Annotated in this window: 10 protein-coding genes; 5 read left to right on the top strand and 5 right to left on the bottom strand. The window is 24.5% G+C overall.

Features of this window, described 5'->3' with window-relative positions; all coding sequences use genetic code 11:
- Window positions 1–2: 2 nt before the first annotated feature.
- Window positions 3–2,162: a type I secretion system permease/ATPase gene (locus B0174_RS06625; protein WP_108558903.1), complete on the bottom strand. Its 2,160-nt coding sequence runs from the start codon at window positions 2,160–2,162 to the stop codon at window positions 3–5.
- Between the two features lie 177 nt (window positions 2,163–2,339).
- The gene (locus B0174_RS06620; protein ID WP_165790399.1) at window positions 2,340–3,806 is read right to left on the bottom strand and encodes a TolC family protein; all 1,467 of its coding nucleotides are present in this window, start codon (window positions 3,804–3,806) and stop codon (window positions 2,340–2,342) included.
- 145 nt (window positions 3,807–3,951) lie between these two features.
- Between B0174_RS06620 and B0174_RS06615 the strand changes: the two genes are divergently transcribed.
- Together B0174_RS06615 and B0174_RS06610 are read left to right on the top strand one after the other, a co-directional pair.
- Window positions 3,952–4,656, top strand: coding sequence for a response regulator transcription factor (locus B0174_RS06615; RefSeq protein ID WP_108558899.1), 705 nt, complete (start codon window positions 3,952–3,954; stop codon window positions 4,654–4,656).
- 33 nt (window positions 4,657–4,689) lie between these two features.
- Complete coding sequence (locus B0174_RS06610) at window positions 4,690–7,074, top strand: transporter substrate-binding domain-containing protein (RefSeq protein ID WP_108558897.1); 2,385 nt, start codon at window positions 4,690–4,692, stop codon at window positions 7,072–7,074.
- Here B0174_RS06610 and B0174_RS06605 read toward each other — a convergent pair.
- Window positions 7,067–7,582 carry a hypothetical protein gene (locus B0174_RS06605; protein ID WP_228156428.1) on the bottom strand — a complete coding sequence of 172 codons (516 nt, stop codon included), beginning with the start codon at window positions 7,580–7,582 and terminating at the stop codon, window positions 7,067–7,069. The genes B0174_RS06610 and B0174_RS06605 overlap by 8 nt on opposite strands.
- 74 nt (window positions 7,583–7,656) lie before the next feature.
- Window positions 7,657–10,449 (bottom strand): DUF3427 domain-containing protein, encoded by a 2,793-nt coding sequence (locus B0174_RS06600; protein ID WP_108558895.1) that lies wholly within the window; start codon window positions 10,447–10,449, stop codon window positions 7,657–7,659.
- 116 nt (window positions 10,450–10,565) lie between these two features.
- Here B0174_RS06600 and B0174_RS06595 point away from each other — a divergent pair, with 116 nt between their 5' ends.
- Both B0174_RS06595 and B0174_RS06590 read left to right on the top strand, forming a co-directional pair.
- Window positions 10,566–11,054, top strand: a complete 489-nt coding sequence (locus B0174_RS06595) for a hypothetical protein (RefSeq protein WP_108558893.1) — start codon at window positions 10,566–10,568, stop codon at window positions 11,052–11,054.
- An 8-nt stretch (window positions 11,055–11,062) separates the two neighbouring features.
- Window positions 11,063–11,779, top strand: a complete 717-nt coding sequence (locus B0174_RS06590) for a GNAT family protein (protein WP_108558891.1) — start codon at window positions 11,063–11,065, stop codon at window positions 11,777–11,779.
- A gap of 7 nt (window positions 11,780–11,786) precedes the next feature.
- On the opposite strand, the gene B0174_RS06585 is transcribed toward B0174_RS06590, so the two are convergent.
- Window positions 11,787–12,662, bottom strand: coding sequence for an AraC family transcriptional regulator (locus tag B0174_RS06585; protein WP_108558889.1), 876 nt, complete (start codon window positions 12,660–12,662; stop codon window positions 11,787–11,789).
- 127 nt (window positions 12,663–12,789) lie between these two features.
- Here B0174_RS06585 and B0174_RS06580 point away from each other — a divergent pair, with 127 nt between their 5' ends.
- The gene (locus tag B0174_RS06580; protein ID WP_108558887.1) at window positions 12,790–13,032 is read left to right on the top strand and encodes an OadG family protein; all 243 of its coding nucleotides are present in this window, start codon (window positions 12,790–12,792) and stop codon (window positions 13,030–13,032) included.
- Window positions 13,033–13,093 lie beyond the last annotated feature (61 nt).

Below are 13,093 nucleotides of genomic sequence, written 5' to 3'. Positions count from 1 at the left end.
ACCTAACCTAACTTTGTTGTAAAAACTTCATCTTTAGGTCCATCAACAATTATTTGACCATTTTCAACAATTATGATTCTATCAACCAATTGTAATAAAGAAGTTTTATGTGTTACGATAATTAAAGTTTTTTCACTAACAATATTTTGAAGTCTATTTATAAATAATTTTTCAGTTTGTCTATCCATAGAGTTTGTTGGTTCGTCCAACATTATTATATTTGGGTCAGAGATTAACGCACGAGCTAGAGTTACTGATTGTCTTTCTCCACCTGATAATCCCTCACCTCGCTCACCAACTAATAAATCATATCCAGCTTCGTGTTTTCCTAAAAAGTCATCAAGTCCTGCTATTTTTGAAACTCTTAATAACTCTTCATCTGAAACATATTGTTCACCAATTGTAAGGTTATCTTTTATTGTTCCCATAAATAAAAATGGTTCTTGTGGAACACTTCCAATTGCATGTCTTAAATCGGTGGGATCAATTTGTCTAGTATCTAAACCATCAATTAAAACTGAACCTTTAGTTGGTTCATATAAATTCATTATAAGTTTTAACAAAGTTGATTTTCCAGAACCAATTTTTCCAAGAATTGCAACTTTCTCACCTTTTTTAATTACCAAATTTATATCTTTTAGCGTTTGATGATTTTGGTCTTTATATGCAAATTGAACATCTTTTAATTCAATATCACCTTTTAAATTTGGTCTGCTGATATATGATTTGTTTTCTTTTTCAACTGGCATTCTCATAACCTCATCAAGATTATTTAAAGATAACATTGTTCTATCAAATTTAATAATCATTCCTACTAATTGAGAAATTGGAGCTATTACTCTTCCATTTAAAATCATAGCTGCAATAATAGCCCCCATAGTAATCTTTCCATCTTGTGCCAGATAAACTCCAGCTGCAACAATTGCTATATTAGAAAATTGTGAAATAAATGCTGTTAAATATGTAATTGTTTGAGATAAAAAATGTCCTTTATCAGCATAATATACAGTTTTATTAATAGAATTATCCCAGTGTGTTTTCATTCTATTTTGAGCTTTTACACTTTTTATTATTTCTAAACCTGAAACAGTTTCAATAAGTGTAGTTTGTTTAATCTGCTCTTCTTTTACTGATTTTGAAATGATTTCTTTTAGTGGTCTTTGCATATACCATGAAATTAGTAGTGAAATAATAACAGTTAAAATTGTTATATATGCCAAAGGACCTGCAATAAAAAATATTACTATAATAAAAATAAGAGCAAAAGGCAAATCAACAATAGCAGCCATTGTTGCACCTGTAAAAAACTCTCTTACACTTTCAAAAGATTGTAATCTACTTACAAATTGTCCTGTTGAGGCTGGTTTTGCATCTAGTTTAATATTTAATAAATGATTAAATATTTTATTAGACATAATCGTATCTGCTCTTTTACTAGCTGTCCCCAAAAAATGAGATCTTAGAATTTTTAAGAATAAATCAAAAACCATTACTATTGAAATTCCAATAAATAAAGCCCATAATGTTTCAATCGCATTATTTGGCAAAACCCTATCATAAACATTCATTGTAAAAAGTGGTGTTGATAAAATAAATAAATTAATAAATAAAGAAACAACTATTACTTGTTGATAAATCCCTTTATTTCGTAATAATGTTCCCCAAAACCACTCTTTTGGATTATCAACGACTACTTCTTTTTCTATTCTATTATTAAAATTATATTCTGGTTTTATTATTATTACTTCACCTGTGTATTCACTTTGAAGTTTTTCTATACTCATTTGTGTTTCACCTGAAATTAATCCAGGAATAATCACATTTGCAGTTCCTTCTTTTAAATTATATGTTAATAAAACACAAGCTCTATTTTTATCTAAAAGTAAAACAGAGGGAAGAGCCAGTTTTGTTATATCTTTTAATTTTTCTCTATTTACTGTTTTAGTAACTAATCCAATACGAGAAGAAGCTTGATGAAACATTGATATATTCATTGAAGTTTTATGAATTGGTAGTCCAAAAGTCAGAGATTCTGCTGATGCTTCTCTGTTGTGATACTTAGATAAGAAAAGTAAACAACCCAAAAGGTCATCTACTTTTCTTCTATCTTTAAGGTCTGTTAATGTTTCATTTTCTATTATATTATCAGAAGTATTTTCCAATATTAACCTTTTTTATAAAAACTCATAAATATTAAAATTATGGCTTATTTGTAAGAGACAAAAGATAATTAATTTTTTAAGTGATTTTGCCATTTTTACGAAGTTTAATGTACCATAAATAACCTTAGCAGATTTTAAAGCCTCACTTATAGTATAAGTAAGGCTTTAAATAAAATATTATTTTTTAGGTAATTGTGGAGTTTTATTTTTTGTGTTTTTAGGAGTTGTTTTTTCATCTCCAAATAATGCACCTAATTCTTCTGCTTCTGCTTCTTTTGAAGCTTTTTGTTGTTCAGAAACCAAAGAGCTTAAAGCTTTATCATTTGAACAACCATCTTCTGATTCTAAAATAGTAGTTGTTAACATTGATAATGTATTTAAAATATCAAAATAATTTGTATATAAATCATATTCTCTTGCAACTAAACTTTTTTTAGCTTCATATAAAACTGTTTGTGCATCTAAAATATCAACAAAGGTTCTTGTTCCTGATTCAAATTCACTTTTATAAACTTCAACAATATTTTCATTTGCAATAACATAATCTTTTAAAATTGCTATTCTTTCTTTATTTTTTAAAAATCTTTTATGATTTACTTTGATTGATTCAACAATTTTATTAGTAATTGCATCTAATCTTTCTTTTTCTTCTGCTAAAAATAATGCTTCTTGTTGTGATACAGCATAATCTCCACCACCATTATATAAATTCCAAGCAAGATTGATTCTTCCATAAGCTTGATTTTCTTTACCTTCTTCATTTAATGCTAAATCATTATCAGTTAGAGCTTTTAATTCTAGACTTAATTTTGGTAAAAATTTTGAATCAGCTTGTGCGATTTTTTCTCTTTGAGCTTTAATTACTTCTATTTGTCTTTGAATTTCATAATTTTTTAAAACAGCAGCTTCTACTGTTTGTTGTAAATTATCTGGTATTTTAGATAAATCAATTTTAGGTCTACACTCATTTCCAGATGGTTCAATTCCTACATATCTTTTAAAAGTGCTAATTTTTGAGCTTTTTAAATCTTCTTCTTCTAAATATTTTTCTTTAACAAAACTCAATTTTGAATCAACTTCGTAAGTTTCTAACACTTCCCCACTAATTGATTCTTTTTCTTTTGCTGTTTGAAGATTTTCTTCATTTGTTGTAATCATATTTTTTGTTAAATCTAACATTTCATTGTATTGAACTAAATCTTTATACGCAATAATTGTTTCATAAACAACATTATCAATATTTTTTTCTGTTCTATATTTATTAGCTAAATCGTTATGTTTTGCTTCTTGCACTTGGCTTGGAGTTAAATTACCATCATATAACATTTGATTTAATGCTATTCCTACATTATATCCATCTTCTTGATCTGAACCATCTGGAAAGTCATTACCAGAATTTGGATGATCATATTTCTTATCAGAGTTACTTTTTTCTAATCTTCCATCCACATCAATTCTTGGATAATAATTAGCTTTTCTTTCATCAATATACTTTTTAAAAGCTTCTTGATTATTTTTCTCAGCTATAATTTCTGGATTACTAGCTAATACTTTATTCACACTTTCTTTTAAGCTAACGGCTTGTAAAGAACCACTTGCTAATATAGAAATACAAGCAAATTTAAATAATTTTTTTATATACATTTTAACTCCCATTAAAATAATTCAAAGACTCTAAATAATTTTTTGTGTTACTTTACAGGCTTTTCACTTAAGTACCTATTAAAACAATTTTTGATTAAGCTTTCTTATCATAATATACAAAATTATTATTTTTCAAAGGGTAAATATGCAAAGAAATCTTAATTTTAATCACATATTAAAAAACCTTAATATCTTATATATTGAAGATGAAGAAAATATTAGAGCAAATATCAAAAAAACTTTACTTTTATTATGTGAAAATGTATTTGATGTTTCAAATATAACCGATGCAAACCTTATTTTTGATAAACAAAGAGTTGACATAATAATTTCAGATATAAATCTTCCTGATACAGATGGAATAGATTTTATAAAAGAGTTAAGAAAAACTGATAAAACTATTCCTGTAATTTTATTAAGTGCTTTTACTGACACAAAATATTTATTGGAAGCCACAAAATTAAAACTCGTGGATTATCTTACTAAACCTGTGGATTTCAAAACCTTAAATAGTTCTTTACAATCGTGCGTAGAAGAGATTTTGGATAATTCAAGATATTTGATTAATTTCCAAAATAATATTCAATACAATGTTCTTCATAAAAAAATGATTGATTTAAATACAAAAAATGAGATTATGCTTACATCAAAAGAGTTAGATTTACTAAGTTTTTTAATCAAAAATAATAATAGAATTGTTTCATCAGACGAATTAAAATCTAATATGTGGGAAGATTGTTTTGAAGCTACAGATTCTGCATTAAAAAATTTATTAAACAAAGTACGAAAGAAAATAGGGAAAGAATCTATTACTAATATTTCAGGCGTTGGATATAGACTTAACTTTTAATACTTTTTGTTATAATCTAAGTTATAATATAATATGAAAAACTTATTTTTTATTATTATTTTATTTTCTACATTTTTATTCGCAAAAGAAACTTCTTTTAAAATCTCTTATGACTCAAATTATGCTCCATTTTCTTATAAACAAGATGATAAAGCAGCTGGATTACTTATTGATATTTGGAAATTATGGGCAAAATACAATAACTATATAATTGAATTTGTAGATGGTGTTCTTTGGGATGATGCTATTAATCTTGTTAAAAACAAAGAAGTTGATTATTTTTTAGGTACTAAAAAATATTCTGATTGGATGTTTACTTCAAATACTTTTTATGAACTAAAAAGTACATTTTTTACTTTATCAAAAAATGACTCTAACATAATTACAAAACCTCTGCTTACAATTGGACTTATTGGAGGAAATTACCAAGATTTAATTTCACAAAATTATCCAAATGCAATAATAAAAGTCTATAAAGATTATGATAAATTAATTGAAGGGCTAGAAAATCAAGAGCTTGATTTGATTTATGAAGATAAATTGGCAGTTGAATTTTATACTCTAAGAAATAATTTATTTCATTTAATAAAACCATTAGATGATTTAACTCTAAAAAATAGTGTTCAAGCAATAACTTATAATCAAGAAAAAGCTGATTTATTTGATATTGGATTTTCAAAAATCCCTACAAATGAACTTTTAGAACTTGAAGAAAAATGGATTATAAATGAAAAAGAGAGATATTATTCTAGTTTTAAACAACAGCTAAATTTAACACAAGAAGAGAAAGATTTTTTGTTAAAAAATCTAATAAAAGTATCAGTTTCTAATTCATGGGAACCTTTTACTTTTAAATCAAAAAATAACAAAGCTATTGGTATTTCTGCTGAATATTGGGAATTAATAACTAAAAAACTAGGTTTACAATATAAAAATGTATTTTCTGAAACATTTAAAGAACAAATAAATAGCATTAAAACTAAAGAAAATGATTTGATTTATAGTATTGGTGAAACTTCAAATAGAAAAGATTATTCTATATTTACAAAAGAATATGCGAAATTTCCAATTTCTATTGTTACAAAAAAAGATGAAAACTTTATAGAAAATATTTCTATGTTAAAAAATAAAAAAATAGCTGTTGGAGATAATTTCACAGCTCATAATATTATAAAAAACAACTACCCAGATATTCAACTTACTTTAGTTAATAGCATAAAAGAAGGATTAGAATTAGTATCAAAAAATGAAGTTTATGCTTTTGTTGATATTCAACCTGTACTTTTTTATAATATTGCTAAATATGGTTTTGATGATTTAAAAGTATCTGGAAATACAGGTTTAAACTTTAGTATGAAATTTATGATAAGAGATGATTATGCAATATTGGAATCAATATTAAATAAAGCTATCTCTTCAATTTCTATAAATGAATTAAATGAAATAATTACAAAATGGAATAATGTACAATTTCAAACTAGCTTTAATTATGAATTATTTATACAAATATTTGCTGTTATTTTTATAATCATATTAGCATTTATACATAGAACTATAACACTCAAAAATCTTAACAAATCTTTAAGTAATAAAGTAGAAGAAAAAACAAAAACACTAAATGAAATGAATAAAAATTTAGAAAATTTAGTAGAAAAAAAGACAAAAGAATTAATACAAAAAGAAAATATCTTAAACCAACAATCAAAGATGGCAGCAATGGGAGAAATGATAGAAAATATTGCCCACCAATGGAGACAACCTCTATCTTTGATTTCTACAGCAGCAACGGGAGCTAAATTAAGAAAAGATTTTGAGAATTTAAGTGATGTTGATTTTTATGAAGCTATGGATATTATAAATAATTCAGCTCAACATTTATCTAATACAATTGATGATTTTAGGAATTTTTTTAGTAATGAAAAAGAAGCTTCTTTTTTTGATATTAATATTCCAATAGAAAAAGTATTGTATTTAGTTAGCTCAAAATTAAAAAATAGAAATATTGAAATTGTAAAAAATACCCAAGAAATAATTATATTAGGACTTGTTAATGAATTTATTCAAGTTCTTCTAAATATTATCAATAATTCAGTTGATGCATTAGAAGATAGCGATTGCAAAAATAAATTTATATTTATTGATATTTATAAAGAGCAAAATAAATTAATCCTAAAAATAAAAGATAATGCAGGTGGAATAAAAGAAGAAGTTATTAATAGAGTTTTTGAGCCTTACTTTACAACAAAACATAAAAACCAAGGAACAGGAATAGGTCTTTATATGTCAAATGAAATCATAAAAAAACACATGAATGGAGATATAAGTGTCTCAAATAAAGAATATTTATATCAAAATACAAACTACAATGGAGCTGAATTCAAAATTGAGCTTCCATTGAGTTCACAAATTATTAAATAAATTTAGTATTATCTTCTTTTTGCCATTTTCTTCTCATATTATGAATATAAATAATTAATACAAAAAATATAGATGAAGTAATTCCTAATGCCATTAATAAATCTGTTTCACTAGGAATACTTTCAAGTAATATAAGTTTTCTAATGATTACTACAAAAGCAATTTCTAAAAATGTTAAAGCATAATCAAAACCACTTTTTATAAAAAGTGTTTTTACAATAGCAATCACAATCAATGTAAATAAGCCATCTGTTAAAATAGTTTTAATTGAGGTAAAATCTAAAGCACCTTGTGCAAGAGTAAAAGAGATAATTTTATGTCCTAAACTTAGAAGACAAATTGCTAAATAAACTATCATTATTAGAATAAAAAAATATTTTAGCATATTTATAATTCTTAGTAAAATTGTATCAACTTTACTTTCTAAAACCTTGTCTATACTATTTACTTTTAAAAAGACTTTTTCTACTAAACCTTTTTTATTCTCAACTTTTTCCATTTTTTGCATTCAAAATACCCTAGTTAATTTTTGCGAATGGTATCACAGATAAACCTAAAATAAAGATAGAAATAATCATTTATTTACACTATTTTTGTAAATTCTTCAAATAATTTATCTTCAAGAGGAATTTCTAATTTTAATTCTAAACTTATTGGTTTATTTCCACTATATTTGACACTATTTGCAATTCCTAGATAAATAAAATCTTGAGTTTTTTTATCCACTTGTACAAATTTTCTTATAAAAATATGTAGTTTTACACCATGTTCTTGATTTTCGATTAATCTTTCTCCATCACCTTTATCTTGTGACATACTTGGTTTACTTTGATAAGTAAATCTATCTTTTGATAAAAAAGTATTAGTATAATTTGCTGATTTTGAAAACTTATCTTTTTCAATATTTATAAATAAAAAGAAATCATCTTTGTATTTTAAAAATCCACTTCCTCGAAATGAACTATGAATTTTTGGAAAATTACAAAGTTGTGCAATATTTAACATATTATATTTTCCATATAATTTTAAAAATGGCATTCCAAAGTCAATGGTTTCAAATTCTTCTTCATAAACATAAATTCCATAATTTAAACTATCTTCAATAATCTCTTTATATTTAGAAATTCTTATAAGCTCTTCAAACTCTTTTGTTTTTACCGCTTTTTGTCCATCAAAATTTATAAGTTTCAAATATCTACTTATTTGTGCTTTATCTAAAAAATCTTGATTTAAATAAAAAAAACTATGATTTATACTCTTTTTGCAAACTTTATCTAAATATTTATTCAATATTTTAAAAGCTATTTTCTCATCACAAAAATCATTATTTAAAAGATATTTTAATATTACAAATTCATAAATCCTTTTTATTGGAAGTTGATTTTCTATAAATCTAATAGTTTTTAAAAACTGCTCATTTTCACATAAAATTTTATACTCATTTTTTATTTTTACATCTTCAACTTTTGCTATAAATTCAACATAAGATTTACTTTCATATATAAAATTCATAGGATTTATTACTTCATTAAATTGTAAGAAATCTACCAGTTTTGGGACTTTATTTTCTAAAATAGTTTTAAACTCAAAATATTGTTCTTTTAAATATTTTAAATGATTAAAGTTTTCATTTTCTATTTGTTTTAAAATTCTATCTTTTGAAATCTTATCCATAGAAATAAATGCATTTTTAAAATCTGCAAAATTATTTTGTAGTGAAATTTTAATACTATCTTTATCAATAGCTTTATTTCCAACCAAACTCAAAGCAATTAAATAGGCTTTTTTATGGTTTCCTATAAAATCAAGAATGGTTAAAAACTCTTTATTTTTATGTTTTCGTAAACCGCGTCCAAGTTGTTGTACAAATACTATTGGCGAATTTGTTGGGCGTAAAAATAAAACTGTATTAATTGAGGGAATATCAATTCCTTCATTAAAAATATCAACTGTGAAAATCACTTCTAAAGTTTCATTTTCATCTTCAAGTTTTTTTATTGCTTCTTCTCTTTTTTGTATAGAATCTTCATTTGTAAGAGAAATTGAATTTATTCCTTTTTCATTAAACTTTTCACTCATAAAAAAAGCATGTTCTTTTGAAACGCAAAAACTAATTACTTTTCTTTTTACTCCTGCAAAAGAGTAAAAATTCATTTTTTCTATAATAAAATCTGCTCTTTTATTTACACTTAAAAGTTTTGCAACTTCATCTATTTTTGATAAATCAATATTTTCATAATCTACACTTTGTATATCACTTATTCCAAAATAGTGAAAAGGAACCACAAGATTATGTTCTAAAGCATCATTTAATCTTATATCACAAGCTATATTTTCATCAAAAACTTCGTAAATACTATTTCCATCCATTCTATTTGATGTAGCTGTTAGTCCTAATAAAAACTTTGGTTCAAAATACTCTATTACTTTTTTATAGCTAGGACTTGTTATATGATGGGCTTCATCTACAATTATATAATCAAAATGATTTGGTGAGAAATCAAGAAAAGTATTATTCATTGTTTGAATAGTTGAAAAAATATAGTTTTTGTTCTTTTCTTTTTTATTTCCAGTAAAAAGTCCATAAGTAAAACTATCTTCTAAAATATCTTCAAAACTCTTTTTTGCACTTAAAAGTATATTTTCCCTATGAACTAAAAAAAGAAGTGTTTTTGGCCGAAATTTTTTCACATCAAAAGCACTAAGATAAGTTTTTCCACTTCCTGTTGCTGCAATTACTAAAGCTTTTTTTTCTTTTTTTTCTCTTAATTCTTCCAGCTTTTGTAAGGCTTTTTCTTGCATGAAATTTATTTTTATACTTTTTTTATAAGTAAAACTAGGAAGAAACTCTTTTTTTTGTTTATCTAAAAAATCTGCATATTCTTTCAAAAATTCATCATTTACATCATAAGAATTTAACCAAAGTTTTTCAAACTCAATTAATACATTTTGTAAAAAACAATCATCTTTTTTTGCAATAGTTTTTACATTCCATTCAATGTTTGATTTAAAAGCACTTGCAGTTATATTTGAAGAACCAATTATTATTTTATACTTATCTTTAAATTTAAAAATATAAGATTTACTATGAAATCCTATATTTGACTCATTTGAATCATAAATTTTTAGTTCTATATTTTTAAATTCTCTTATTTTTTCAAGAGCTTTTATTTGGGTAAAATTGAGATATGTTGATGTTAAGATTTTGCCTTTTATATTTTTTTTCTCTAGAATTTCAAAACAATCAAGTAAAAGCTGTATTCCAGAAAAATTAATAAATGCCACATTAAAAGTAAAGGATTCACACTCTTGCAGTAACTTTGTGATATGATTGTAAAAGTTAGTTATTTGATTATTGGTTAGTAGAGTATTCAAAAAATGCCTTAAAATGAAAACTACATTATAATTAAATCAAACGAAATTTATACTAAATCACAATTTATTCACACTGCAGATATATGATTCTGCAAATTTGTTAAAGGATTCTTTATATGAAAAAACTACTTTTAATTTCACTTATATCTCTTGGTTCAACTTTATTTGCAAATTCTGATTTGGGAGTTAGTATTAGAACACCTATTGGAAATAATTCTACACTTGATTTAAATTTTAGATCTGATGATCATAGATATGATGATAGATATAGAAACTTTGATTACAATCATCGTGGTTATTATGATAATTACGGATATTATTTTGGATATTTTGACCGAACGGGATATTTTTATAATAATATTTTCTTTTTATATGATGGTCGATATAGTTATAATGATAGACTGCATTTAAGAGGGTATTTTAAACCAAATCATCCACATTATAGAGAATATAGATACCATAAAAATAACGATTGGAATAGATCAAGAAACTATAGAAATGATAGAGAACCTGTTTATGGTAGATATTATGAAAGAAACGAAAATCAAAATTATAAACAAAATAATAGAGATTCACACCAAAGAGATAATCGTCATAATAGATAAGGTGTGAAATGGAAAAAAAGAATGTAGTTTATTTTTTAACTTTAGATGATATAAAAGATGAAAATATTCTATATAATCAAATCTATGCAAATGAAAAATCTAATTTTTATGTAAGTAATGATTTATCAAAAGATTTTTATATACATCAAGCATTATATGGTTTTATTTCAACTTCAGCAACAATTGAAGATGAGTTTTATTTAGTTCCTGAAATACAGTTTGAATATGCAATTTTAGATTTTGAAAATTTACATATCAGTAAAAAAGTAAAAAAACTTCTAGATAAAAATGAGTTTGAATTTCGTATAAATACAAACCTCAGTTTAGTTTTGGATAATATCTCAAAGTTTCATAAAACAAATTGGTTAGAACCTCAATACAAAGAATTAATCTTATCTTTAAAAGATTATACTCATCCAAATATTGATTTTAAAATTTTTAGTGTTGAACTTTATGATAAAAATACAAAAGAATTAATTGCAGGTGAAATTGGATATAAAATCAATTCAACCTACACTTCACTTACTGGTTTTAGCTCAAATAATAAAAACTATAATAACTGGGGGAAACTTCAGTTAGTGCTTCTTTCTTTTTATTTAGAAAAAGAAAACTTCTCTTTTTGGAATTTAGGTCATCCTTATATGCAATATAAATTTGACTTAGGCGCAATCACATATTCAAGAAAAGATTTTTTAAAACGATGGCTAGAAAAAGCTTTACTTTAATTCTTTTCTAAAAATTAATAGAGACATAAAAACTCAAATCAAATTCATCGCTATCATCTAAAAAATCTAATTTTTTATAAATAGCATAAGATGGTTTAGTTGTTGTTTCATATTCACTTTGAGGAAGCCATTCGTGATAAACCCAATGAATAAAAGGTAAAACATCTCCTGTTTTACCTTTTAAATCAAACTTTGCATAAACACCATCTGCAATTTTAAAGTTTGGCAATCTATCACTTTTTACTTTTTCTAAATCATCAACAACTATACAGCCAATATATTGACAATCATTTAAAGGTGTAATTGTTGGATTATCATGAAAAAGTGCAATTTGTTTATAAGAATGAATATTATTTGTTAAAATCCAAGTTTGAAGTTTTTGCCATGTTTCTCTAATATTTATATTATAACCTTTGTTTCTAATATAAAAACTCTCAAACGATGGCATTTTTACGATAGTTGGTGTTATATCACTAAAATCTGCTTTTGATTGTTTTGCTCTTTGCGATTGTTGTAAAATTTTATTTGAATACTCTTTATATCCACCGTTCCTCCAATCTTTTGGGGTCATTTCAAATCTTTCTTTAAATGTTTTGATAAATGAAGATTGTGAAGAATATCCACATAAATTTACTATATTTGATATAGTTGAATATTTATTTGTTAAAAGTAAATTTGATGCTTTTTGAAGTCTTATTGATTTAATGCTTTCATAAATATTTTTTCCAAAAGCCTCTTTAAAAATTCTATGCATATGGAACTTACTAACTCCTAAATCAATACTAATTTCTTCAATATCAATATTCGTTTCTATGTGAGTATAAATATAATACATAATATCATTTGCTATTTTTGTTCGTTTTTGTAAGGTTTCTTTTTTCATACTTTATTATAGCATTTCTAAACCATAAAATAAGCACTTATAAACAATTTTTAAAGCACTTAAAAAGAAGAAGTATTTACTTAATTTCCCTAAAATTGCACCGTTAAATAAACAAAAAGGTTTAGTTATGGAAATAAACTTAGTAGTAGAAGTAATAGAATTGCTATTAGTGGGAATGGGTATAGTCTTTACATTCTTGATAATTGCAGTATTTATGACTCAAGGAAAAATATTAAGAAAATTCTTTCCACAAGAGGAACTATCTCAAACTATTAATGTAGTATTAGAAGCAAATGCAACTAATACAGACGCTGCAAAAATAGCTGCAGTAATAGCAGCCGTACAACATCATAAAAATCTAAAGGGTTAAAATATATGTCTAAAAAATATATAGATATTATGGATACAACTTTTAGAGATGGATTTCAATC

This window comes from Arcobacter caeni, from assembly GCF_003063245.1.
Taxonomy (GTDB): domain Bacteria; phylum Campylobacterota; class Campylobacteria; order Campylobacterales; family Arcobacteraceae; genus Aliarcobacter; species Aliarcobacter caeni.
This window is presented reverse-complemented; position numbering and strand designations above follow the sequence as displayed.